This window comes from Nocardia violaceofusca NBRC 14427 (assembly GCF_963869435.1).
Classification (GTDB): domain Bacteria; phylum Actinomycetota; class Actinomycetes; order Mycobacteriales; family Mycobacteriaceae; genus Nocardia; species Nocardia aobensis.
In genome coordinates this window covers 14802-39667 of sequence record NZ_CAWMPM010000047.1, presented here as the reverse complement: position 1 = coordinate 39667, position 24866 = coordinate 14802, and the positions used below count along the sequence as shown (strand labels likewise).

The window sequence follows — 24866 nt, the reverse complement described above, 5'->3', positions numbered from 1 at the left end:
AGCCCCATCGTCCTCCTGTGCGCGCGGGCGCCGTCTCCGGCCCGCCGATCGCGCGACATCGAGACCTCGAACGGGGCCGCGCGGCCGAGCCTACGGGGTATCGTGCCGACAGACCGTGCGGCGCCGTCGGGGATTTCGCGCACGACAGACGGTCTCGGTTCGCGCTGCGGCGCCTACGACGAGGACGGCATCATGCACGAGACGACGATCGGCGGGCCGCCCCGGCAGCGGGTGCGCCGTCGGGCCGGCACGGTAGTGGCGGGCGGCATCCTCGGGGCCGCGGCGGTGTTCGCGCTCGCGATCCCGCAGACGGCGAATGCCGCGGTGACCAGACTCGGCGCCACCCCCGACATGAACTTCGGTATCGCCACCAATTACGGCAGCGGATGCAGTTACACCCTGCAGGCGAACGTCACCGATCCGGTCGCGCCGGTCACCTTCTACGACAACGGCGCTCCGATCGGCGTGGCGCCGCCCGGCGGTGCGTATGCGCTCATCACCTGGGTTCCGGCGGTCCCGGGGCGGCACACGCTCAGTGCGGTGCAAGCCGGCCAGCCCGCGCAGATGCCCGCGGCGACGCTCGATCTTCCGGTCGGCACCGGTATCCACCTCGGGTACGCCTGCCTGGTCGCCGGCGGTTAGAGCTCACCCCGGCGAGTGAACATCTCCCTCGCCCGGTAGTCCGGCGTCGGCGGCGAGGACGGCCAATGCCGGCTGCAGGGCGGTGCGCTGCGCAGCCGTCAAGGAGCCGGTGAATTCGCGGTCGAGCCGACGCGCCCGCTTCTCGGTCGCGGCGAGTAGCTCGCGCCCGTGGTCGGTGAGGGTGAGGATCTGGCGCCGGCGGTCGTCCGGATCCCGGTCGCGACGGACCGCTCCCAGGCGTTCGAGATGATCGGCCACTGCCACCACCAGGCTGGGCGCGACGCCCAAACTCCTCGATCGCCGCGGCGAAACGATCGGTCACGATCGCGCCCAGGGTGCCGAGGCGGAAGGCGATCGTCGCGGGAACGGCGGTCTTGACGTGCGTCACGCCGGTGGTGGCCGGGAGGAACGAGGCGGCCGCGCTACCGGTGCTGGGTGGTCGCGGGACTGGCTCAGATCGGCGATGCGATGGTCGGTGTGCGCCAACGGAATACGCCGATGGCGATCACCTGCGTCGGGTTGGCGGCGGTGCACCTGGGCACGGCGGCATGGCTGTTCGCGCGGTGAGCCGGCCATGCCGCCGTCGAGCTCAGCCGACCCTGCTCGGGAGCTCGGACCGCTCGAACGATCCTGTGCCACTTCCCGTTTCGGCCGCGTCGAGTTCGATGCCGTCGGTTCCGGCGCCTTCCGGTCGTAAGCCGAACAGTGCCGCCAGCACGGTCGCCGCACACGCCGCGGCGCCGACCCAGAACGCGATGGTGAACTGACTCTCCTGCGGCAGCGGCAGATGAGGTAGTAGTTTCGCGGTCAGCAGAGTGGTGATGATGGCGCTGGCCAGCGAGCTGCCGACGGTGCGGGAGATCGAATTGATGCCGTTGGCGATTCCGCTCTGGTGATGGGGGACGCTCGCCGCGATCAGCGCCGGCATCGCCGCGTAGGCGAAGCTGATCGCGACGCCGATCACCACGCTCGCCGCGATCACCGAGCCGGTCGCATCGTGTGCCACTGCCAGCCAGGCGAATCCGGCCGCGCCGATCGCTCCCGACAGGGCCAGCACGCGACGCCCGCCCAGCCGGCCGACCAGAATTCCGCCCGCGGGCGCGGCCAGCATCGACGACAGCGTCGCGGGCAGCAGGTACTCGACCGAGGCGCGCAGAATCGAGGCGCCGAATCCGTAACCGGCTACCCGCGAGGGCATCTGGGCCAGATACGACACGCCCATGAACTGCATGAACATCGCGAATCCGATGAACATGCCGGACAGATTGGTGAACAGCACCGGCCGGTGGGTGAACATCCGCAGATCGACCAGCGGAGTGCGCACCCGCCGCTCGGTCACCACCCAGGCCACCGCCAACGCGACCGCGCCGGCGAAGCAGGCGATCGTGGTCGCGGAGGTCCAACCCCATTCGTGCCCTTGGGAAATGGGCAGTAGCAGCAGGACCAGGAAGCCGCCGAGGGTGAGCGCGCCGGGGAGATCGACGCTGCCCGGATGCCGCTTACCCGTGGCCGGCACCGCCACCGCGGCCGCGGCCAGCGCCACCACCGACAGCACCGCGGTGAACCAGAACACGATGTGATAGTCCGGGTCGGCTCCCTTGGTCAGCAGACCGGTCGACACCAGGCCGAGGCCGCCGCCGAAGCCGAGCGTGCCGCTGACGATCGCCATAGCGTGATGCAGCCGGCGCGCCGGAATCTCCTCGCGCAGCACGGCCAGGGCGAGCGGGAAGATCGCGGTCGCCACACCCTGCAGCACCCGGCCGACCAGCAGCACGCCCAGTGAATTCGCCAGCGCCGAGACGACGGAACCGGCCGTGGCCACCGCGAGCACGCCCAGCAGCGTCGGCTTCTTGCCGTAGAGGTCGCCGATGCGGCCCAGCAGCGGTGTGAACACCGCGGCCGACAGCAGCGTCGCAGTGGTCACCCAGCTCACCGATGTGGTCGAGACCTGCAGCTTCGTCGCGATCAGGCCCAGAATCGGCACGGCCTGGGTCTGCATGACCGTGACGATCATCGCCGCGAAGGCCAAAACGCCGGTCAGCAGCGAACCTCTGCGCTCCACATCCACCTCCAGAAGTTTGAAGACCTATATGTTTGAAGACCTCAAGTATTTAAGGAGTCGACGATAGCCGTTGTCAATCGTTTCGGTAGCATCGGAGCTATGTCACCGGACACAGCGCAGAGCCCGCTGGCATTGCTGATCGCGCGATTCGTCTCGGCCTACCTGCAGGATTTCCTGACCGCGGCCGAGGGACACGGGCTCACGCTGACCCAGGCGAAGCTGCTGCTGGCGCTCAACGAACCGCCCGCCGAACTGCCCATGCGGGTGCTGGCCGACCGGATGGCGTGTGATCCGTCGAATCTCACCGGTGTCGCCGACCGGATGGAAACGCGAGGGCTGGTCCGACGCACGGTGAATCCGGCGGACCGGCGCGTCAAATATCTCGTGTCCACCGATGCCGGCCGTGAGCTGGCCGCACAGATCCGCGGCTCGCAGGTGCGCGCGTACAAGGCGCTGGCCGAATTGGCGCCGGAGGACGAAGAGGTGCTGCGGGAACTACTGGAACGCCTGGTCCCGAAACTGGAGAACGCGGACTAGCGCCGCCGCGGCGCTGCCTCTCAGGAGGCGAATCGTCCGCTGCGCACAGCGCTGTCGCGGTGCTGCGGTGGGAAGCCCGGGCCCAGCCGCGCCGAGACGTCGCCGTGCCGCAGGGGTTCTCCGCACTGGGCGCACACCACTTCGGCGTGGGTGTCGTGACCGCAGGTGTCGTGGTGGACGACCACCGGCGGTCCGGCCTCCGGGGCTAGCCAGCGGTCACCCCAGCGCATCATGGCCGTGAGCACCGGGAAGAAATCACGTCCCTTGTCGGTCAGCCGGTACTCGTAGCGGACCGGGCGATCCTGGTAGGGAACCTTCTCCAGCATCTGCTCCTCCACCAGCCGGGTCAGGCGTTGGGTGAGGACGTTGCGGCTCAGGCCCAGCGTGCGTTCGAAATCGTCGAAACGCGTTGTGCCGTAGAAGGCTTCGCGCAGCACCAGCGGCGTCCACCAGTCGCCGATCAGATCGACCGTGCGGGCGACCGAACAGGGCCAGGTGGCGAAGGTGGTGCGCTTCATGTCCCCACCGTATCGATCCGGGCCGGGACGTACTTGTGCCACGGGGTGCCGACCCATTCGTCGCGTTCGTCGAAGGCGGTCAGCTCGTTGGGCGCCGCCCCGCTGGTGAGGACCTCCTCCGCCTCGACGACGGACAGGCCCAGGCCGTTGGGCAGTGACAGATGTCCGCTACGCATGCGATCGGTCGGCTCGACGGTCACCTGCGCACTGCCGTTGCGAGTCGTGAGCCGCACCTGGTCGCCGGAGGTCAGGCCCAATCGGAGAGCATCGGTGGTGCTGATGCGCAGGGCTCCGCCGGGATCGCGTTTGCGCCAGGCCGGATCGCGCATGATGGTGTTGGCGGTGAAGGCGCGCCGTTCCCCGGCGGCCAGGACGAACGGCCAGTCCCGGTCCTCGGCCGGTGCGGGGAGTGTGGCCAGCGCCGACAGCAGTTCCGGGACGGCGAGGCGGACGATGCCGCCGCGCAGCCGGTTCCAGGTCTCGCCGACCTCGTCGTCGGTGATCACCACGCCGTGCTCGCCGGTGAGGATCGCCTCGAACAGCCGCTCTCCCGCGGTGAGACCGGTGCCGTAGCCGGCTCGCTCGACGCCGGACGGGTTCTTCCGGGCGCAGGTGTACGCGGCGCCCCACAGCACCGCGGCGGCAGCGGCGCCGTCGGGCAGCGTCGGGCCGAGGGTGCGGTAGAGCAGGATCGGAGCCAGCTTCGCTTTCGCCGGATCGGCGAGGACGGCGAGAAATGCCATCGCGAAGGCCTCGCGGCCCTGATCGAGGGCCGTGCGCAGCGGCCGGTAATCGTCCTCGGTCAGGACGCCGGCCGCCTCGACCAGCCGGGCATGGATCTCGGGTTCGGCGAGTACACCCGCCGGAGCGGGGAGCACCGGATGCCGCAGATGGAAGACGTTGCGGGGGAATTCGAAGTTGAAGAAGGTCGCCTCGTACTTCTCGAACTGGGTCGGCGCGGGCAGCACGTAGTCGGCCGCGCGGGCGGTTTCGGTCATCGCCACGTCGATGACGACCACCAGCTCCAGCGCCGCCAGCGCGGCGCGCATCCGGGCCGAATCCGCCAGTGAATGAACAGGATTGGCGCTCTCGATGAGCATCGCCCGATACCGGGCGGGATGGTCGGTCAGGATCTCCTCGGTGATCACATTGCACGGCACCAGCCCGCTGATGATGCGCGCGCCCACGACCGGGCTGCGCGGACCGGAGTCGGCGGGATGGCCACGATCGTGCCCGATCGCCGCCATTCCGGAGAAGGCGTACTGCGTACCGGATTTGCCGAGGTTTCCGGTGAGCAGCCAGAGCAGTTTCTCGACGTAGCTGACCAGGGTCGAGTGGCGGTTCATCTGCACGCCGAGGTCCTCGAGCGCCGCTACCGATTCCGCCGCGGCCAGGCGGTGGGTCGCCGCGGTGACCAGGTCGATCTCGACATCGGCCAGGGCGCAGTACTCGTCGATCGGCACCGTGCGCAGCACCGCCGCCACCTCGTCGAAACCTTCGGTGTGCGCGGCGAGCCAGTCGTGGTCGACCAGGTCGTCGCGGACCAGGATCGCCGCCATCGCCGCCAGCAGATAGATATCGGTCCCGGGTCGCAGTTGCAGATGGAAGTCCGCCAGTTCGGCGGTTTCGGTGCGGACCGGATCGAGCACGATGATCGAGCGCCGGGGATCGCGCGCGATCTCCTTCAACACCGACCGGGCGCGCGGGAAGCCGTGGGATTGATACGGGTTCTTGCCGATGAACAACGCCACCTCGGCATGTTCGACGTCCGAGCGGACCGGATGGCCGGTCATCCGCGCGCCGACCCAGAAATCGCCGGTCTTCTCCTGGGCCAGCGCGCTGGATCGATAACGCATGCCGTAGGTGGCCATGGTGGCCGGAGCGTAGGCGCCGCCGAGGTGATTGCCCTGGCCGCCGCCCCCATAGTAGAAGATCGACTCGCCGCCGTATTCGGCGCCGATCTCGCGCATGCGCGCGGAGATCTCCGAAATGGCGGTATCCCAATCGATTTCGGTGAACGAGCCGTCGGGGTTGCGGCGCAGCGGCGCGGTGAGGCGACCGGTGCGCCCGTTCTGGTACCGATCCAGCTGCAGGGCCTTGTTGCAGGTGTAGCCCGCCGAGGAGGGATGCAGCTTGTCGCCGCGAATCTTGTCGAAGCTGCGGCCGTCGGCGCCCAGCAGCACCTGGATGCCGCAGTTGCACTCGCACAGGATGCATGCCGTCGGATGCCATTCGGTCATAGAGGCAGCGTAGAAGAGTTAGTTCACAAGCGCTACCCACAAATCGGGCCGATGGTCGCCGCGCCGTGCCAGGCTTGGACAGGGGCCGATGAGTTTGTCCGTTCGGCGCCGTCGTACCGGTGAGAGAACGCAATCCCCATCCAGAGGAGCGAGCATGTCCTACACCTTCGAACCCGGAGACCCGTGCTGGATCGAACTGTTCACCGCCGACACCGATCGAGCCGTCGATTTCTACGGCGAGTTGTTCGGCTGGACCGCCGACAGCGATGAGCAGTACGGCGGGTACATCACCTTCCGCAAGGACGGCAATGCCGTCGCCGGCGGGATGCGCAACGACGGCTCGGACGGCGCACCCGATCAGTGGACCGTGTACTTGACCAGTGTCGACGTCCACGCCACCGCCGCCTCCGCCGCCGACCACGGCGGCCGGGTCGTGGTGGAGCCGATGGCCGTCGGCGAGCTGGGCAGTATGGCCGTCCTCGCCGATCCGTCCGGTGCGGGAGTCGGTGCGTGGCAGCCCGGCGTCCACCACGGTTTCGGTTCCTTCGGCGTCGCCGGCGGCGGGAACTGGAGCGGGCACGTCGGGTACCCGTCGTGGTTCGAACTGCACACGCCGGCCTATGCCGACGCGCTGAAGTTCTACCGCGAGGTGTTCGGCTGGCGCGATCCCTTCACCGTCGGTGATTCGCCCGAGTTCCGGTACACGACAATCCATTCCGCCACGCCGATGCTGGGTGGGGTGATGGATTCGGCGGCGTACCTGCCCCCGGGATCGACCGGCGGGTGGCGGATCTACATCGGCGCCGAGGACGTCGATGCCACGGTGAAGCAGGTGGTGAGTCTGGGGGGTTCGGTCGAATCCGAGCCCGAGAATACGCCGTACGGGCGGTTGGCCGCGCTCCGCGATCCGAGCGGAATCGCGTTCAGCGTCGGCGGTAACGCGTCCTGATATGTCATTACCCGGCCGGTAATCGCGCCGGGGGAATGGTCATCGCTACCGTCGAGGTTGTCCCGAGCGGTCGGGAACGCGGAACGAATGTGGGAGCGATGATGTCGGACGAACGGGCGCTGGTGATCGGCGGCGGTGGGGTGGCGGGAATCGCCTGGGCGAACGGCGTGATCGCCGGATTGGCCGATGCGGGCATCGATCTCACCGCCGCCGATCTGTACCTCGGCACGTCGGCGGGCGCCAACGTGGCGGCACAGCTGACCAGCGGGCTGGCCACGGAGGAGCTGTTCCGCCGCCAGATCGACCCCACGGTGCAGAGCGCCGAGATCGTGCCGGAGGGCAATCCGCTCGAGGGCGTGTGGGACACGATCAACCGGATCATCACCGAGAGCGGCGGGGATATGGCGGTGGCGCGGCGGCGACTCGGCAACCTCGCCCTGGCGACCGAGACGGTGCCGGAGTCTGCCCGGCGCGCGGTGATCGAATCGCGGTTGCCGGTGCACGAATGGCCTCGGCAGCGGCTGCTGATCACCGCCGTCGACGCCGGCACGGGTGAACCGCGCGTGTTCGATCGCGACTCCGGGGTCGCGCTGGTCGACGCGGTGACCGCGAGTTCGGCGGTGCCACTGGTCTGGCCGCCGCACACCGTCGACGGCGTGCGTTATACCGACGGCGGCGTGCGGACCAGTGTCAATGCCGATCTGGCGGCCGGATTCGGTCGGGTGCTGATCATCGCGCCGCTGCCCGATCCGGCGCTGGAAGGTGAGATCGCGGGCCTGATCGAACGGGGTGCGCGAGTGGAATCGATCGCCCCCGACGAGGCCGCGATCGCCGCCTTCGGGGCGAATCCGCTCGACACCGCCTCTCGTGTGCCGTCGGCGCATGCCGGTCGGGTGCAGGGCACGTCGGCGGCGGAGCGGATCGCCGAGCTCTGGAGCTAGGCGGCGTCAGGCTCGGCTGGCCGCGAGCACTTCCCGCGCGGACGGAAGGGCGGCGGCTCGGTCGCTGTCGACCAGGCCGATCCGGGTCCGGCGGTCCAGCAGGTCGGCTTCGTCCAACGCGCCCTCGTGGGTTGTCGCAAAGGCGAATTCGGCACGCAGCACGTCGATACCTGGTGCGACCGGTTCGGCGAGGCGCGGATCGCGCTGCGCCGCGGCGAGTACCTGTGTGGCCTGATCTCCGTAACGCTCGACCAGCACCGGTGGCGCCGCGATCCGGTCCCGCGCGCGCCCGGATACCGCTCCCACCAACGGGATTCGCTTGGTCCGGCAGGGTGCTGCGGTCAGGCCGGCGGCGGCCACGGCGGCGTCGACCGCGTCCTCGGCCATCTGCCGGTAGGTGGTCAGCTTGCCGCCGACGACGGTGATCGGGCCGCCGGGGGAGTGCAGGACCGCGTGTTCGCGGGAGATGTCGGCGGTGGCGTCGTCGGCGGTGCGCAGCAGTGGCCGCAGGCCCGCGAAGGAGCCGCGGATATCGCTGCGCCGCAACGGTTCCCGGAGCACGGTGTTCACGGTGTCGAGCAGGAAATCGATCTCGGAGTCGGTGGGCTTCGGTTCGTCCGGAACCGGGCCGGGTGCGTCCTCGTCGGTCAGCCCCAGATACACGCGGCCGTGTGCGGCCGGGAAGGCGAAGACGAAGCGGCTGGTGCTGCCCGGAATCGGCACGGTCAGCGAGGCGGTGAGACCGCCGAAGGCCGCGGCGTCGAAGACCAGGTGGGTGCCGCGGCTGGGCCGCAACTCGATACTCGGATCGACCCGGTCGGCCCACACCCCGGCCGCGTTGATCACCGAACGTGCTCGTACGGACAGGGTTTCACCGGTCAGCACATCGTGCAGCACCGCCGAGTCGCCGCTCACCCGCTCGGCGCGGACGCGGGTGAGCACGGTCGCGCCGTGCGCCGCGGCGGTGCGCGCGATCGTCACCACCAACCGGGCGTCGTCGACGAGCTGACCGTCCCAGGCCGTCATCCCGCCGCGCAGTCCGGCGCGGCGCAGTGTCGGCGCCAGCCGCAGCGCTTCGGCCGCGGCGACCCGGCGCGATCGCGGCAACACCTCCGGAGAGGTTCCGGCGCTGCGCCGCAGCACATCTCCGGCCAGGAAGCCCGCGCGGACCAGCAGTCGCTGTGGCACGGAACCGCCGGCGAACGCCGGGACGAGCTGGGGAATCGAGCGAGTCAGATGGGGTGCGGTGGTGGTGAGCAGGATGTCGCGTTCGACCGCGCTCTCGTGGGCGATACCGACCCCGCCGGAGGCCAGATACCGCAATCCGCCGTGGACGAGTTTCGAACTCCATCGGCTGGTTCCGAACGCCAGATCGTGCGCCTCCACCAGAACGGTCCGCAATCCGCGCGCCGCCGCGTCCAATGCCACGCCCGCCCCGGTGACACCGCCGCCGACGACCAGGACGTCGATGCGGTCCGCATCGCCGAGCGCCCGCAGTTCGCGGCCGCGGCGGGCGGCGTTGAGTGCCGAATCTCCCGCGGTGCCGCCGAACCCGTGGCCCGCGGCCGGTGTGCTCTCGTCGAGCATGCGCTGTCTCGCTCTCTGTTCTCGGACTGATCGGTATCGGGGCGGCTAATCGGTATCGGGGCGCAGGTACCGGTCGACGACGCGGGCGAGCTCGACATCGAGTCCGGCGTCGTCGAGCAGATGGCTGACCGTGCCAGCCGACTGCACGGTGGACTGACCGATCAGCAGCAGCATGGTTGCCAGATGATCGGGATCGCCGGCGCGGATGGAACCGTCGCGCTGTCCCTCGCGGACGGCGCTGGAGAACACCTGGATCAATTGCCGCTGATTGCGGCCGAGCCGGCCGAACACATAGGTCAGCATCAGATCGGTGTCGATGCGGAAGATCTTGGCGAACAACGGGTTCGACCTGATCTCGGCCGCACCCGAGACGATGCCCTCCACCAGGCGCGCACGCGCCGGACCATCGATGGGAATGCTGGCTGCCACGATCTCGCTCAGCTCCCGGACCAGCAACTCGGCGATCAGCGACCGGGTATCGGGCCAGCGCCTGTACACCGTGGGGCGACTGACGCCGGCGCGCCGGGCGACTTCGCTCAGCGTGGTCCGGCGCACGCCGAATTCCTCGACACAGGCGCGTCCCGCCGCCAGGATCGCCAAGTCGATAGCCGACAGCTCGTCGTCGGGGCCGGGGGGTTCGTTCGGATCCATCAACAACTCACCATCGGTCTGTGTTCGTCACTGCGATTCGCGTTCGTTACTGCTTGACAGTCTATGTCAGACTGTAACGCATGGTCGATACGCGACAGGACACATCCGCGACAGAATCGGAAAACTCGACACCGGGCGAGTCGTCCGATCGCCCGAGTATGGTGTGGGACGCCTGGGGCATCGCCTCGGCTCATGCGCCGCTCTCGGACCGGATCCGGACCCTGGTGGCGCAGGTCTTCGGAGTGTCCGGGGAACCGGTGGCCCGTCGTGATGAGGGCGACGTGCCACTGCGGGAATCCGGCTTGACGGCCGCGCATCGCGCGGGGCTGTCGGCGGTGGTCGGCGCGGATCAGGTGTCGGCCGACCACCGCGACCGGCTGCTGCACGCGGGCGGCAAGAGTACGCCCGACCTGCTGCGCCGCCGCGCCGAAGCGCCGCAGGACGCACCCGATGCCGTCGTCTTCCCGGCCGATCACGACCAGGTCCTGTCCGTGCTCACCTACTGCGCCGAACAGTCGATCGCCGTCGTGCCCTTCGGTGGCGGCACCAGCGTGGTGGGCGGAGTGGATCCCGCCCGCGGCCGCTTCGACACCGTGATCGCCCTGGATCTGCGGCGACTCGACGGGCTGTCCGACGTCGACCCGGTGAGCGGCACCGCGACCCTGGGCGCCGGACTGACCGGGCCGCAGGCGGAGAAACTACTTGCCGCCCACGGACTTTCGCTGGGGCATTTCCCGCAGAGTTTCGAATACGCCAGCATCGGCGGCTTCGCGGCCACCCGATCCTCGGGTCAGGCCTCGGCCGGCTACGGCCGCTTCGACGACATGATCATGCGCCTGAAGATCGCAACCCCCACGGGCACAGTCGATCTCGGCCGCGCCCCCGCCTCGGCCGCCGGACCGGATCTGCGCGAGCTGTTCGCCGGATCCGAGGGCACGCTCGGCGTCATCACCGAGGTGACGCTGCGGGTGCACCCGATTCCGGAGACCACCGCGTATCAGGCGTGGTCGTTCCCGGACTTCGCCACCGGCGCCGCCGCGCTGCGCACCGTGGTGCAGAACGGCGCGGCGCCGACCGTGCTGCGATTGTCCGACGAAGCCGAGACCGGGCTCAACCTGGCCCGTTCCGGCGATATCGGCGGCGCGCCGGTCAGCGGCTGCCTGGCCGTCACCACGTTCGAGGGCACCCGAGCCCACGTGGCCGCGCGCAGCGCCGAGGCTTCGGCCCTGCTCGCCGCCGCGGGCGGCACCTCACTCGGTGAACAACCGGCGCGCGAATGGGAGCACGGCCGTTTCGGCGCCCCTTATCTGCGTGATGCGCTGCTGGATATCGGCGTCCTGTGCGAAACCCTCGAGACGGCGACCGACTGGTCGAATGTCGAGCGGCTCAAGGCGGCGGTCACCACCGCGCTCACCGAATCGCTCGGCGCGCAGGGCACTCCCGCGCTGGTGATGTGCCATATCTCGCATACCTACCCGACCGGCGCCTCGCTGTACTTCACCGTCGTCGCCAAGCAGGCCGACGATCCGTCGGCACAATGGGCGCAGGCCAAACGCGCCGTCGGCGACGCCATCGCCGGACACGGAGGGACCATCACCCATCACCATGCCGTCGGCACCGACCACCGGCCGTGGATGACCGCCGAGATCGGCGACCTGGGCGCGCGCATCCTGCGAGCGGTCAAGGATGCCGTCGACCCGGCGGGAATCCTCAACCCGGGCAAGCTGATTCCGTGACCGCCATCCGATCGGTCGCGCTGGTGACCAACCCGCACTCCGGCCACGGCCGGGGACTGGCGGCCGCCGCCGCGGCCACCGCCCGCTTCGCCGAGCGTGGCGTGCGGGTGCGCGAGATCCGCGGTGCCGACGCGGCCGAAACCGTTCGCCTGGTCCGGGATTCGGTGCGCGGGCCGGAGCGCCCCGACGCCGTCGTCTGCGCGGGCGGTGACGGACTGGTCTGCGTCACGCTGCAGGCCATCGCCTCGACCGGGGTGCCGCTGGGGCTGCTGCCCGGCGGGACCGGTAACGACCTGGCCCGGGAGCTGGGCGTGCCCGACGACGATCCGCGGGCCGCAGCCGACATCGTGCTCGGCGGTCGCGTGCGCACCATCGACCTCGGCGCGATCGAATCCACGCCCGATCCCGAGCACGCGCAGGGCTGGGCGGCCGGAATCGAACCCGCCGTCGCCCATCGGCCCATGCGATTCGCCACCGTCGCCGGAACCGGCTTCGACGCGCGAGTGACCTTGCGCGCCAACCGTATGCGTCGTCCGAAGGGCTCGCTGCGGTACTCCTTCGCCGCGGTTCCGGAACTGCTCGGTCAGCTCGGCGTGCCCTACCGCATCGAATTGTCCGGCGAGCCGGACGAAGCCGGTGATCGCGTCGTCGAGACCGAGGCCGTCATGGTGGCGGTCGGCAATACCCGGACCTACGGCGGCGGCATGCTCATCTGCCCCGACGCGATCGTCGACGACGGCCTGCTCGACCTGACCGTGGTCGGCGCGATGTCGCGACTGGAGATGGTCCGCCTGCTCCCGGCCCTGGCCGCCGGCAAGCGCATCGACCATCCCGCGGTCGGGCACTACCGGGCCCGCACCATCACCCTCACCGCCGCGGTACCGGCGACCGCCGACGGCGACCCGGCGGGACTGCTCCCGGCGACCTTCCGCGCCGAACCCGGAGCACTGGCGATCCTCGTGCCGTGATCCGCCGTCCACCCGCTCGGCGCGGCCTCCGCATCCTCGTGGCGAATCTGCGAGCATGCTGAGTGGCAAACCCGCACCTGCACAACGGATTCGGGCAAAAGCTGAGAATTGCATATGGATTGGTGTATTGCGCCGATCCGGGCGGTAGTCTCGAAGACGTGGGCGGGGTTTTCGGTGTCCCTCATCCGCCGAAAACCCCGCCCTACATCTTTCTCCGGTCGGCCCGCCTCTTTCGCTGCGCGGCGCGACCCGGCCCGCACGTCCGGCGCTCGAGTGGCGGGGTCTCAGGGGTGTGGCGGGGCCGTGTCGAGTCCTCCTGCTCAACTCCGTAGAATCGCACGGTGACCAGCGCAGCCCCTGATAACTCGCGAAATCGTGCCGACGCCCTCCCCAAGAGCTGGAACCCCAGCGATGTAGAGGCCGACCTGTACGAGCGCTGGGTAGCGGCCGGTTACTTCACCGCCGACCCGGCCAGCGACAAGCCGCCCTATTCGATCGTGCTGCCGCCGCCGAACGTCACCGGCAACCTGCACATGGGCCACGCCTTCGACCACACCCTGATGGACCTGCTCACCCGCCGCAAGCGGATGCAGGGCTACGAGGTGCTGTGGCTGCCCGGTATGGACCACGCCGGCATCGCCACCCAGACCGTGGTCGAGAAGCAGCTCGCCGTCGACGGCAAGACCAAGGAAGACTTCGGCCGCGAACTGTTCGTCGACAAGGTCTGGGACTGGAAGCGTGAATCCGGCGGAGCCATCCAGGGCCAGATGCGCCGCCTCGGCGACGGCGTCGACTGGAGCCGCGACCGCTTCACCATGGACGAGGGCCTGTCCCGCGCGGTGCAGACCATCTTCAAACGCCTCTACGACGCCGGGCTGATCTACCGCGCCGAGCGCCTGGTGAACTGGTCGCCCTCGCTCGAGACCGCCATCTCCGACGTCGAGGTGAAATACGAGGACGTCGAGGGTGAGCTCGTCTCGCTGCGCTACGGCTCGCTGAACGACGACGAACCGCACGTCATCGTGGCCACCACCCGCGTGGAGACCATGCTCGGCGATACCGCGGTGGCGGTGCACCCCGAGGACGAGCGGTACAAGGCGCTGATCGGCACCACCGTCTACCACCCGATCACCGGCCACCAGATCCCGATCGTCGCCGACGACTACGTCGACCCCGAATTCGGTTCCGGCGCAGTGAAGATCACCCCCGCGCACGACCCCAACGACTTCGAGATCGGCCTGCGGCACAACCTGCCGATGCCGACCATCATGGACAAGACCGGCAAGATCGCCGACACCGGAACCGAATTCGACGGAATGGACCGGTTCGAGGCGCGCGTCAAGATCCGCGAGCGGCTGGCCGGCGAGGGGCGCATCGTCGCCGAGAAGCGCCCGTACGTGCACAGCGTCGGCCACTCCGAACGCTCCGGCGAACCGATCGAACCGCGGCTGTCGATGCAGTGGTGGGTGAAGGTCGAATCACTGGCCAAGGCCGCCGGTGACGCCGTGCGCAACGGCGCGGTGACGATCTACCCGGCCAGCCAGGAACCGCGCTGGTTCGAATGGGTCGACAACATGCACGACTGGTGCATCTCGCGGCAGCTGTGGTGGGGCCACCGCATCCCGATCTGGTACGGCCCCGAGGGCGAGATCGCGTGCGTCGGCCCCGACGAACAGGCGCCCGAGGGCTGGGTGCAGGACCCCGACGTCCTCGACACCTGGTTCTCCTCCGGCCTGTGGCCCTTCTCCACCATGGGCTGGCCGGACGCCACCCCGGAACTGTCGAAGTTCTATCCCACCAGCGTGCTCGTGACCGGCTACGACATCCTGTTCTTCTGGGTGGCCCGGATGATGATGTTCGGCATGTTCGTCTCCGACGACCCGGTCATCGCCACCGGAAAGGACTCCGGCCGGCAGCAGGTTCCGTTCGACGACGTCTTCCTGCACGGCCTCATCCGTGACGAATTCGGCCGCAAATACTCCAAGTCCAAGGGCATCGGCGTCGACCCGCTGCTGTGGATCGACGAATACGGTGCCGACGCAACGCGTTTCACCCTCGCCCGGGGTGCGCAGCCGGGCAGCGACCTGTCGGTGGGGCCGCCGCACGTGCAGGCTTCGCGCAACTTCATCACGAAGCTGTTCAACGCCAGCAAGTTCGCGCTCATGAACGGTGCCGCGCCGGGTGACCTGCCCCAACGCGCCACCCTCACCGACACCGACCGTTGGATCCTCGACCGGCTCGACGAGGTGCGCGCCGAGGTGGACGGCGCCTTCGACCGCTACGAATTCGGCAAGGCCTGTGAGGCGCTGTACCACTTCGCCTGGGACGAACTGTGCGACTGGTACCTCGAATTGGCGAAGGTGCAGTTCGCCGAGTCGGAGGAGCGGGCCGCGAGCACGCGCATCGTCCTCGGCAAAGTGCTGGATTCGGTGCTGCGCCTGCTGCACCCGGCCATCCCGTTCGTCACCGAAACGCTGTGGCAGGCCCTCACCGAGGCCGGTGCGGACGACTCCCTGGTGATCGCCGCGTGGCCGCAGCCCTCGGGGGTCGCCACCGATACCGTTGCGGCACAGCGCATCGCGGATCTGCAGAAGCTCGTCACCGAGATCCGCCGGTTCCGCAGCGATCAGGGGCTGACCGACAAGCAGAAGGTCGCCGCGAAACTGATCGGCATCGATACCGCCGACCTCACCGGGCTGCACGCCGAAATCGCCAGCCTGGCCCGGCTCACCGCACCGGACGCCGATTTCTCCGCGACCGCCGCGGTCGAGGTGCGCCTGTCCGGTGCCACCGTCACCGTCGAACTGGACACTTCCGGCACGGTCGACCTCGACGCCGAACGCCGCCGGCTGGAGAAGGATCTCGCGGCCGCGCAGAAGGACCTCGCCGCCACCACCGCCAAACTCGGCAACGAGGCCTTCCTGGCCAAGGCGCCCGACGAGGTGGTCGCCAAGATTCGCACCCGCCGCGAGGTCGCCGAATCCGAGGTGACCCGGATCGGGGCGCGGCTGGCCCAGATCACGGAGTCGGTGGCGAAGAAGTGAGCGGCGGCGAAGGTTTCGACCACGAACCGCTTGCCGGCGGTGCGGACCGGCTGCGCACCGGTCCCTCCCCGGTCGACCTCGCCGAAATGGCGCTGGTCGAGGCCGAACTCGACCAGCGCTGGGGCGAGACCAAGATCGAGCCGTCGCTGACCCGGATCGCGACCCTGATGGATCTGCTCGGTTCCCCGCAGCAGAGCTATCCCGCCATCCACATCGCCGGTACCAACGGCAAGACCTCGGTTACCCGCATGGTCGACGCGCTGCTCACCGCGCTGCACCGGCGCACCGGCCGGTTCACCAGCCCGCATCTGCAACTGGCGACCGAACGCATCGCCATCGACAACGCGCCGATCACCCCGGCCCGCTACGTCGAGATCTATCGGGAACTGCTGCCCTACGTCGAGATGATCGACGCGCGCTCGACCGACGGCACCCTCGGCGACGGACCGGGACCCCGGATGAGCAAATTCGAGGTCCTGGTGGCGATGGCGTACGCCGCGTTCGCCGAGGCGCCGGTCGATGTCGCGGTCGTCGAGACCGGGATGGGCGGCACCTGGGACGCGACCAACGTCATCGACGGGCAGGTCGCGGTGATCACGCCGATCGGCTTGGACCACACCGACTATCTGGGCCCGGATCTGGCGTCGATCGCCGGAGAGAAGGCCGGGATCATCAAGAAGTCGCCGCAGGACCTGCTGATTCCGCGCGACACGGTCGCCATCATCGCCGAACAGGAACCCGAGGCGATGGAGGTGCTGCTGCGGCGCGCGGTGGACGCCGACGCCGCGGTCGCCCGTGCCGGTTCCGAGTTCCGGGTGCTGTCGCGACGCGTCGCGATCGGCGGTCAGGTCCTGGAGATCCAGGGGCTCGGTGGGGTCTACGACGAGATCTTCCTGCCGCTGCACGGTGAACACCAGGCGCACAACGCGGCGCTCGCGCTGGCCGCGGTCGAGGCGTTCTTCGGCGCCGGCGCGCAGAAGCAGCTCGATATCGACGCGGTGCGAGCGGGATTCGCCGCGGCGGCCAGCCCGGGCCGGATGGAACGGATGCGCAGCGCGCCCACCATTTTCATCGACGCCGCGCATAACCCTGCCGGCGCGCGGGCGCTGGCCGCGACACTCACCGAGGAATTCGACTTTCGCAAGTTGGTGGGGGTGGTCGCGGTGCTCTCCGACAAGGACGCGGCCGGCATCCTCGCCGCGCTGGAGCCGGTGCTGGACGAGGTCGTCGTCACCACCAACGGCTCACCGCGGGCGCTCGGCGTCGACGAACTCGCCGACCTGGCCGTCCAGCGGTTCGGCGACGAGCGAGTCGTCACCGCGAACAGCCTCGCCGATGCGGTCGAAACCGCCATCGCCATCGCCGAGGAAGCGGGAGGCGCCGGCGAACCGGTATCCGGCGCGGGCATCGTGGTCACCGGCTCGGTGGTCACCGCGGGCGCGGCGCGCTCGCTGTTCGGGAAGGACCCCGCGTGAAGCAGCGGGCCGGAGGCGGTGGGAAGCTGGGTGCCGAGGGCATCGGCGGGCCGGCGCGGAGGAGGCAACGTGGGTAGCGAGGACGATGTGCGCGGCGAGGCCGGCGCACCGAAGCCGGGTGTACCCGCGCCCGCGACCGACCCGTGGAAGGGTTTTCGCGGCGTGATGGCCGGCGCGCTGGTACTCGAGGCCATCACCGTGCTGCTGGCGCTGCCGGTGGTCGGGGCCGTCGGCGGCGGACTCAGCTGGTGGTCGGTGACCTATCTGGTCGGCCTGGCCGTCCTGATGTTCGTCGGCTCCGGCATACAGCGCCGTTCCTGGGCCGTGCCGTTCAATCTCGGCCTGCAGGTGCTGGTGCTGGCCGGTGGATTCATCCATCTGTCGATCGGCATCATCGGCGTCGTGTTCGCGGCGGTGTGGGCATTCATTCTGGTGCTGCGCTCCGACGTCAAACGCCGCATGGACCAGGGTCTGCTGCCGAGCCAGCGAATGCAGGGCTCATCCTGACGGCTCGGTTCGGAATCCGGTGGCAGCGACGGTTAGAGTGTCGCCGTGACTGAGCAGACGTTGGTACTCATCAAGCCGGACGGCGTGGCCCGAGGCCTGGTTGGTGAGATCATCACCCGCATCGAACGCAAAGGCCTGAAGATCGCGGCCCTCAAGCTCGAGCAGGTTTCCGAGGAACTTGCCGCCGCCCACTACGCCGAACACGCCGACAAGCCGTTCTACGGCTCGCTGATCGAATTCATCACCTCCGGCCCGGTCGTCGCGGCCGTTCTCGAGGGTCCGCGCGCCATCGCCGCCTTCCGCCAACTCGCCGGTGGCACCGACCCCGTCGAGAAGGCCGTCCCCGGCAGCATCCGCGGCGACTACGCCCTGGAAACCCAGTTCAACCTCGTGCACGGCTCCGATTCCCCCGAATCCGCGAAGCGCGAGATCGCGCTCTGGTTCTGAGCTCTGCCCTTCGGCCTCCCGGGCTCGCCGTCCGGGTACCGCTGCTTGCGCCTTCGTCGCGTACGCAGCGGTACCCGAACGCCACCGTGATCATTTGCTCGTGGGTCGCGGCGACACTCCAACGGGTGATCCGCATCCGCCGGAAAAGACCTACTCAGGTGTAGGAAAGTCTCCCCGGTCGGGCCACGGAAACGGTGCGGGCACGCTCCGATGACGTACCAGTGGGTCGCTGTGTGGGATACTGGAAGCGGATGTGATCGACGCCCGCCTATCGGGGCAGGTGGCGAACGCAACCGAATGGCACCGCGGCTCGACGCCGATCATCGCTGCCCCGGACGGTTCCAAGACTCGGCTGTTCGGCGGCACGCTGGATGAGCGCTCGAGCTCAGGTGTGAAAGCCAACAGCCAGGCGCCGCGTGACCAGTTAGCCCGAACGACGTACAACAGGTGATAACCGGGCACGCGGGGCGAGACCATCAGACCTTGCGCCACAGGCGTGAGGCGAACGGACAGCGCCCCCGCGTCGGCCGCGTCACTCTCGTACGAGTGGGACGCGCCCGGGGGCCCGAGGAGATTTCGTGGCCGATCAAGAGCCGCAAGGAACGTCGCAGAGCAATGGTGATTCCACCTCTACCGAGGTGGCCGGGGTAGGGGAGGCAGCGCAGTTGCCCGAACGTATCCGGGTGCACGCGCTGGCGAAACTTCTGGGTACCACCAGCAAACGCATCCTTGCCCATCTGACCGAACTGGGCGCCGAAGCTCGCAGCGCCCAATCCAGCCTGGACCGGACCGTCGCCGAATCCGTGCGCGACGCGCTCGTTCCGCCACAGGCCGGCACCGAGCAACCGGTGGCCGAGCCCGCGACGGAACAGGCCGAGACGCCTGCTCCGGCGCCCGCCGAGAGTGCGTCTCCGGCGACCACATCCACCGCCGCGGCCGATACCGCGCAGACCGCCACCGCGCCGGAGACGGCCGGCGAACCCGAGCCGAGCGAGTCCGGCGCATCCACCGCGGTCGCCGAAACCGAGGTCACCGGTACCGCGCAGGCCGCGGACGTCGTCGAGACCGCCGGCACTGCGAACCCGGCAGTGATATCGGAATCGCCGGTAGCGACAGAGTCGCCGGCGGCATCCGGCGAGCCCGAATCGGCGCCGCACACGTCGCTGTTCACCAGCCCGTTCCAGCAGTCCGCCGCGCAGCGCGAGGAGCCGGTCGTCTTCGAGCCGGCGAGTATCGCGGCCGCGCCGCTGTTCCTGCCGCCGGATGCCGCGGCCGCCGAGGAGATGCGCCGCCGCCGGCGTGCCGAGCGCGAGGCCGAGGCCGCCGAAAAGGCCGCTGAGAAGGCTGAAAAGGCCGCGGAGAAGGCTGAAAAGGCCGCGGAGAAGGCCACCGAAAAGGTCGCCGAACCCGCGCCGGAGAAAGCACCCGCGGAGTCCGAGACCGTCGCGGCAGCAGAGACCGAGACCGAATCCGGCGACTGGGACGACGAGCAGTCGCGCGACGAGCAGGAGGACGGTGGTCGTTCGCGTCGCCGCCGCCGGGGCCGCCGCGGTCGCGGCCGGGGCCGGGGTGAGCAGCACGCCGATCACGAGTCCGACGACGACTCCGACGACGAGGACGTCGAGGCGCACGCCGACGCCGACGAATCCGCCGAGGACAACGCTGCCGAGCAGACCGGCGAGGAGAGCGACGACGACTCGGGTTCGACGCCGGAGGGTTCCACCCGCCGTCGCCGCCGTCGCCGTCGCCGCAAGGCCGGTGAGGACAACGAATCCGAGCCCGCCGACGACGATCCGCCGAACACCGTCGTGCACGAGCGGGAACCGCGTAACAAGCGCCGCACGGTAGACGAGGTGCAGGGCATCAGCGGGTCGACCCGGCTGGAGGCCAAGCGGCAGCGTCGTCGCGACGGTCGCGAGGCCGGTCGCCGCCGCCCGCCGATCCTCACCGAATCGGAATTCCTGGCCCGCCGCGAGGCGGTCGACCGGGTCATGGTGGTCCGCGAGAAGTCGTTCCCGGCCGGCGAACATTCGCATGTCGGTGCGACCACGCAGGTGGCCGTGCTCGAGGACAACATCCTGGTCGAGCACTTCGTCACCAACACCGGCACCGCGTCCATGGTCGGCAACGTCTACCTGGGCAAGGTGCAGAACGTGTTGCCCAGCATGGAGGCGGCGTTCGTCGACATCGGCCGCGGCCGCAACGGCGTGCTCTACGCCGGTGAGGTGAACTGGGAGGCCGCCGGGCTCGGCGGCAAGGAACGCAAGATCGAGCAGGCCCTCAAACCCGGCGACACCGTCCTGGTGCAGGTCAGCAAGGATCCGGTCGGGCACAAGGGCGCCCGGCTGACCACGCAGATCAGCCTGGCCGGTCGCTTCCTGGTCTATGTCCCGGGCGGGACCTCGACCGGTATCAGCCGCAAACTGCCCGATACCGAACGCAAGCGGCTCAAGGAGATCCTGCGCGATATCGTCCCGCAGGACGCCGGAGTGATCATCCGCACCGCGTCCGAGGGTGTGAGCGAGACCGAGCTGGCCCGCGACGTCGAGCGGCTGCAGGCCACCTGGAAGACCATCGAGAAGCAGGCCGAGAACGGGTCGGGCGCGCCGAAGACCCTGTACGAAGAGCCGGACCTGCTGGTGAAGGTCGTCCGGGACCTGTTCAACGAGGACTTCTCCAAGCTGGTCATCGAGGGCGACCGGGCGTGGACGACGGTCGAGAACTACGTCCGCACCGTCGCACCGGACATGCTGGCCCGGGTCGAGCGCTACGAGAACAACGGCGTCGACGTCTTCGGCAGCCTGCGCATCGACGAGCAGCTGGCGAAGGCTCTCGATCGCAAGGTGTGGCTGCCCTCCGGCGGCACCCTGGTCATCGACCGCACCGAGGCGATGACCGTGATCGACGTCAACACCGGCAAGTTCACCGGATCCGGCGGCAGCAACCTGGAAGAGACGGTCACCCGAAACAATCTGGAGGCCGCCGAGGAGATCGTGCGCCAGATGCGGTTGCGCGATATCGGCGGCATGATCGTCGTCGACTTCATCGATATGGTGCTGGAATCCAACCGGGATCTGGTGCTGCGCCGGCTGACCGAGGCGCTCGGGCGCGATCGCACCCGCCATCAGGTGTCGGAGGTCACCTCGCTCGGCCTGGTCCAGATGACCCGCAAGAAGCTGGGCACCGGACTGGTCGAGGCGTTCTCCACCACCTGTGAGCACTGCCACGGCCGCGGCATCATCGTGCACAACTATCCGGTCGAGACCGCCCCCGCCGAAGAGGGGTCCGGCCGCCGCGAAGGCCGTCGCCGTCGCAAGGACAAGGACCGCGACAAGGACACCAAGCAGACGAGCATCGCCGCGACGGACACCGCGGATGCGCATCCCGAGGAGGATGCGGCCGCCAAGCGCGCTCATCCGGTGGCGCTCGCGATGGCCGCGCATCACACCGACGAGGAGGTGGCCGAGGCCGGTGCGCCGGTCGAGGCGAAGGTCGAATCGCGGCCGCAGGCCAAGGATTCACGGGGTTCGCGCCGGGGACGCGGACGGGCCGCGGCGGCCGAGGTCGCCGAATCCGCCGAAGTCGAGTCCGTCGCAGCGGAAGCGGCCGAACCTGTGGCCGCCGAACGTGACGGCACCGAGCCGGTGGCGGCCGAACCTGCTGTTGCCGAGCCGGTCGCGGAGCCCGAGCGGCCCGTGGTGTCAGGCCGGGTCGGAGCACAGTCGGCGCCGGCCGAGCCCGCGGTTACTCCGGCACCGGCCGAGGAGAAGCCCGCCGAGCAGGCTCCGGAAACGGGTGCCCGTCGTGGCCGTCGCCGGGTGGCGCGCACCGCGTCGGCTCCGTCGACCGACAGCCGGGGCGCGGTCTTCGTGCTGACCGACGCCGATCAGGACAGCGCGCCGAAGTTCTCGCTCGACGAGCTGGCTCCGGCCGAGGTGACCCCGCGGCAGCGGACCCGTCGCCGGGCCGCCGGACGAGCCGCGGGCGCGCCGGAATCGCCGAACTGATCCGGTCGCCGGACCGGAGAACTCGCAGCACAGGCCCCGCCCGCACGGCGGGCGGGGCGCCGCTGCGGACCGCGTTCACAGCGGTGGCGCCCCGGTTTGGTGCGGGGGGTGGCAGTCCTGTAATCTTGGACAGTCGCTGCCCGGTGACAGCACCGTGTTGTGTTGAGAAAACGCTGCGCTGTCATGAGATCCGGCTCGAAACGAGCCCTCCGGTACGGAAGAAGTGCCGAGGCGGCGGTGACTATCAGACCAGTCGTACGGCGGTTGCCGGTGTCCACCGGCACGCGGCCGTGCGAGCAGAGTGCCGAGCACTAGTTGAGGAAAGAGGGCAGCCGACCGATGGCAACGTACGCGATCGTCAAGACCGGCGGAAAGCAGTACAAGGTCGCGGTCGGTGACCTGGTGAAGGTCGAGAAGATCGAGGGTGAACCGGGCGCGGCCGTATCGCTGTCGCCGGTGCTGGTGGTTGACGGCGCCGAGCTGACTACCGATGCCGACAAGCTGGCCAAGGTTTCGGTGTCCGCCGAAGTGGTCGAGCAGACCAAGGGCCCGAAGATCCGGATCCACAAGTTCAAGAACAAGACCGGCTACCACAAGCGTCAGGGCCACCGTCAGAAGCTGACGGTCCTGAAGGTCACCGGCATCAAGTAATTTCGACCTAGCGAAACCACCCGGTTTCGAATCGAGGAGTTTTCAGCCATGGCACATAAGAAGGGTGCGTCCAGCTCTCGCAACGGTCGCGATTCCAATGCTCAGCGGCTCGGCGTGAAGCGCTTCGGCGGCCAGGCCGTCAAGGCCGGCGAGATCCTGGTTCGCCAGCGCGGAACCCACTTCCACCCCGGCGTCAACGTCGGTCGTGGCGGTGACGACACACTGTTCGCCCTCGAGGCGGGCGCGGTCCAGTTCGGCACCAAGCGTGGCCGCAAGACCGTCAACATCGTGGTACCGGAGCCGGCGCAGGCCTGAGCCGCGCCGGAGCCTTCTCCACACACTCTTCGAAGCGGGCCAGGGTTTAGCAGATAAACCCTGGCCCGTTCGCCGTTCCGGGAGGCTCACCACCACCGTCCACCGAAACACAGAGGTCCAGCTGGCATGTCCAAATTCATCGATCGTGTGGTACTGCACGTCCGCGCCGGTAAGGGCGGTCACGGCTGTGCCTCGGTGCATCGGGAGAAGTACAAGCCGCTCGGCGGACCCGACGGTGGCAACGGCGGCAACGGCGGGGATGTGATCCTCGAAGTCGACCCGAATGTGCACACGCTGCTGGACTTCCATTTCCACCCGCACGCCAAGGCCGGTAACGGCAAACCCGGCGAGGGGGGCAACCGCGACGGCAAACAGGGCGGGGAACTGCTGCTGAAGGTGCCCGACGGCACGGTCGTCATCGATGACGACGGTGAGGTCGTCGCCGATCTGGTCGGCGCGGGCACCCGGTTCGTGGCGGCCCGCGGTGGACGCGGCGGTCTCGGTAACGCGGCGCTGGTGTCGCGCGCCCGCAAGGCCCCCGGCTTCGCCCTGCTGGGCGAGGAGGGCGAGGAGCGCGATCTCGTTCTCGAACTCAAATCCGTGGCCGATGTCGGCCTGGTCGGTTTCCCGTCGGCAGGAAAGTCCTCACTCGTCTCGGTGCTCTCCGCGGCCAAGCCCAAGATCGCCGACTACCCGTTCACCACGCTGGTGCCGAATCTCGGCGTGGTCTCCAGCGGTGACACCACCTTCACCGTCGCCGATGTGCCGGGTCTGATCCCCGGTGCCAGCGACGGACGCGGCCTCGGGCTGGACTTCCTGCGGCATCTCGAGCGGTGCGCGGTGCTGGCCCACGTAGTCGATTGCGCGACACTGGAACCCGGCCGGGACCCGATCTCCGATGTCGACGCGCTCGAGGCCGAACTGGCCGCCTACCGCCCGGCCCTGCAGGCCGACGCCGGATTGGGCGATCTGGCCGACCGGCCCCGCGTGGTCATCCTCAACAAGGCCGATATCCCCGACGCCGCCGAATTGGCCGAGATGGTGACGCCCGAGTTCACCGAACGCGGCTGGCCGGTGTTCACGATTTCCGCGGTGAGCCGGGAAGGTCTGCGCCCGTTGACCTTCGCGCTGGCCGATATGGTCCGCGAATATCGCGAGGCGCATCCGAAGGCGGCGCCGAAGCGTCCGGTGATCCGGCCTGTCGTGGCCGGTGAGACCGGCTTCACCGTCGCACCCGATCCGGAGGTCGAGGGCGGATTCATCGTTCGCGGCGAGCGCCCCGAAAGGTGGGTGCGCCAAACGCAGTTCGACAACGACGAGGCCGTCGGCTACCTGGCCGACCGGCTCGCGCGCCTCGGCGTCGAGGACGAGCTGGTCCGCCAGGGTGCGGTGCCCGGCGCCGAGGTCACCATCGGCGATGTGAGCTTCGAATGGGAGCCGCAGATTTCGGCCGGTGTCGATATGGTGATGACCGGGCGCGGGACCGACCCCCGCTTGGACCAGACCGACCGCATCTCCGCCGCCGAGCGCAAACATGCCTCCCGGGTACGCCGCGGCCTGGTCTCGGAGGACGAGGACCAACCGTGATC

General features: G+C 69.2%; 22 protein-coding genes. 16 read left to right on the top strand and 6 right to left on the bottom strand.

What is annotated here, in order from left to right; all coding sequences use genetic code 11:
• Window positions 1–102: 102 nt before the first annotated feature.
• Entirely contained in the window at window positions 103–642 is a 540-nt protein-coding gene (locus tag AC5592_RS32160; RefSeq protein ID WP_157122362.1) for a hypothetical protein, read from the top strand.
• A 3-nt stretch (window positions 643–645) separates the two neighbouring features.
• Here AC5592_RS32160 and AC5592_RS32155 read toward each other — a convergent pair whose 3' ends face one another.
• On the bottom strand, window positions 646–930 hold the full coding sequence (locus AC5592_RS32155) for a winged helix DNA-binding protein (RefSeq protein ID WP_051024429.1): 285 nt from the start codon (window positions 928–930) through the stop codon (window positions 646–648).
• Between the two features lie 147 nt (window positions 931–1077).
• Between AC5592_RS32155 and AC5592_RS32150 the strand changes: the two genes are divergently transcribed.
• The gene (locus AC5592_RS32150) at window positions 1078–1209 is read left to right on the top strand and encodes a hypothetical protein (RefSeq protein ID WP_269750229.1); all 132 of its coding nucleotides are present in this window, start codon (window positions 1078–1080) and stop codon (window positions 1207–1209) included.
• A gap of 22 nt (window positions 1210–1231) precedes the next feature.
• Here AC5592_RS32150 and AC5592_RS32145 read toward each other — a convergent pair whose 3' ends face one another.
• A complete protein-coding gene (locus AC5592_RS32145; RefSeq protein WP_232329650.1) occupies window positions 1232–2704 on the bottom strand; it encodes an MFS transporter in 1473 nt (490 codons plus the stop codon).
• A gap of 99 nt (window positions 2705–2803) precedes the next feature.
• On the opposite strand from AC5592_RS32145, the gene AC5592_RS32140 reads away from it, so the two are divergent.
• The gene (locus AC5592_RS32140; RefSeq protein ID WP_036499443.1) at window positions 2804–3241 is read left to right on the top strand and encodes a MarR family winged helix-turn-helix transcriptional regulator; all 438 of its coding nucleotides are present in this window, start codon (window positions 2804–2806) and stop codon (window positions 3239–3241) included.
• Between the two features lie 20 nt (window positions 3242–3261).
• Here AC5592_RS32140 and AC5592_RS32135 read toward each other — a convergent pair whose 3' ends face one another.
• The gene (locus tag AC5592_RS32135) at window positions 3262–3759 is read right to left on the bottom strand and encodes a winged helix-turn-helix transcriptional regulator (RefSeq protein WP_036499445.1); all 498 of its coding nucleotides are present in this window, start codon (window positions 3757–3759) and stop codon (window positions 3262–3264) included.
• Window positions 3756–5999, bottom strand: a complete 2244-nt coding sequence (locus AC5592_RS32130) for a molybdopterin-dependent oxidoreductase (protein ID WP_063066347.1) — start codon at window positions 5997–5999, stop codon at window positions 3756–3758. The genes AC5592_RS32135 and AC5592_RS32130 overlap by 4 nt, the downstream gene beginning before the upstream one ends.
• Before the next feature lie 154 nt (window positions 6000–6153).
• Between AC5592_RS32130 and AC5592_RS32125 the strand changes: the two genes are divergently transcribed.
• Both AC5592_RS32125 and AC5592_RS32120 read left to right on the top strand, forming a co-directional pair.
• Window positions 6154–6948 carry a VOC family protein gene (locus AC5592_RS32125; protein WP_063066346.1) on the top strand — a complete coding sequence of 265 codons (795 nt, stop codon included), beginning with the start codon at window positions 6154–6156 and terminating at the stop codon, window positions 6946–6948.
• 98 nt (window positions 6949–7046) lie between these two features.
• Complete coding sequence (locus AC5592_RS32120) at window positions 7047–7889, top strand: patatin-like phospholipase family protein (protein WP_063066345.1); 843 nt, start codon at window positions 7047–7049, stop codon at window positions 7887–7889.
• A 6-nt stretch (window positions 7890–7895) separates the two neighbouring features.
• On the opposite strand, the gene AC5592_RS32115 is transcribed toward AC5592_RS32120, so the two are convergent.
• Together AC5592_RS32115 and AC5592_RS32110 are read right to left on the bottom strand one after the other, a co-directional pair.
• Window positions 7896–9476, bottom strand: a complete 1581-nt coding sequence (locus AC5592_RS32115; protein ID WP_051024431.1) for a glycerol-3-phosphate dehydrogenase/oxidase — start codon at window positions 9474–9476, stop codon at window positions 7896–7898.
• A gap of 45 nt (window positions 9477–9521) precedes the next feature.
• The gene (locus AC5592_RS32110; RefSeq protein ID WP_063066344.1) at window positions 9522–10127 is read right to left on the bottom strand and encodes a TetR/AcrR family transcriptional regulator; all 606 of its coding nucleotides are present in this window, start codon (window positions 10125–10127) and stop codon (window positions 9522–9524) included.
• Between the two features lie 158 nt (window positions 10128–10285).
• Between AC5592_RS32110 and AC5592_RS32105 the strand changes: the two genes are divergently transcribed.
• From AC5592_RS32105 to obgE, 11 genes are all read left to right on the top strand, one after another.
• Entirely contained in the window at window positions 10286–11863 is a 1578-nt protein-coding gene (locus AC5592_RS32105) for an FAD-binding oxidoreductase (protein ID WP_036499516.1), read from the top strand.
• Window positions 11860–12831: a diacylglycerol kinase family protein gene (locus AC5592_RS32100; protein ID WP_063066343.1), complete on the top strand. Its 972-nt coding sequence runs from the start codon at window positions 11860–11862 to the stop codon at window positions 12829–12831. The genes AC5592_RS32105 and AC5592_RS32100 overlap by 4 nt, the downstream gene beginning before the upstream one ends.
• 341 nt (window positions 12832–13172) lie before the next feature.
• Complete coding sequence (locus AC5592_RS32095) at window positions 13173–15875, top strand: valine--tRNA ligase (protein WP_063066342.1); 2703 nt, start codon at window positions 13173–13175, stop codon at window positions 15873–15875.
• A 50-nt stretch (window positions 15876–15925) separates the two neighbouring features.
• A complete protein-coding gene (folC, locus tag AC5592_RS32090; RefSeq protein ID WP_036499520.1) occupies window positions 15926–17350 on the top strand; it encodes a bifunctional tetrahydrofolate synthase/dihydrofolate synthase in 1425 nt (474 codons plus the stop codon).
• Between the two features lie 165 nt (window positions 17351–17515).
• A complete protein-coding gene (locus tag AC5592_RS32085) occupies window positions 17516–17857 on the top strand; it encodes a DUF4233 domain-containing protein (protein WP_084507516.1) in 342 nt (113 codons plus the stop codon).
• A 45-nt stretch (window positions 17858–17902) separates the two neighbouring features.
• Window positions 17903–18304 carry a nucleoside-diphosphate kinase gene (ndk, locus tag AC5592_RS32080; protein ID WP_036499457.1) on the top strand — a complete coding sequence of 134 codons (402 nt, stop codon included), beginning with the start codon at window positions 17903–17905 and terminating at the stop codon, window positions 18302–18304.
• Between the two features lie 253 nt (window positions 18305–18557).
• A complete protein-coding gene (locus AC5592_RS32075) occupies window positions 18558–18755 on the top strand; it encodes a hypothetical protein (RefSeq protein ID WP_157122360.1) in 198 nt (65 codons plus the stop codon).
• Between the two features lie 127 nt (window positions 18756–18882).
• Window positions 18883–22311, top strand: coding sequence for a translation initiation factor IF-2 N-terminal domain-containing protein (locus tag AC5592_RS32070; protein WP_084507511.1), 3429 nt, complete (start codon window positions 18883–18885; stop codon window positions 22309–22311).
• Between the two features lie 339 nt (window positions 22312–22650).
• The gene (gene rplU / locus AC5592_RS32065; RefSeq protein ID WP_036499461.1) at window positions 22651–22962 is read left to right on the top strand and encodes a 50S ribosomal protein L21; all 312 of its coding nucleotides are present in this window, start codon (window positions 22651–22653) and stop codon (window positions 22960–22962) included.
• 48 nt (window positions 22963–23010) lie between these two features.
• Window positions 23011–23277 (top strand): 50S ribosomal protein L27, encoded by a 267-nt coding sequence (rpmA, locus tag AC5592_RS32060; protein WP_025352062.1) that lies wholly within the window; start codon window positions 23011–23013, stop codon window positions 23275–23277.
• 126 nt (window positions 23278–23403) lie between these two features.
• Window positions 23404–24864, top strand: coding sequence for a GTPase ObgE (gene obgE / locus AC5592_RS32055; protein WP_036499485.1), 1461 nt, complete (start codon window positions 23404–23406; stop codon window positions 24862–24864).
• Window positions 24865–24866: the final 2 nt, after the last annotated feature.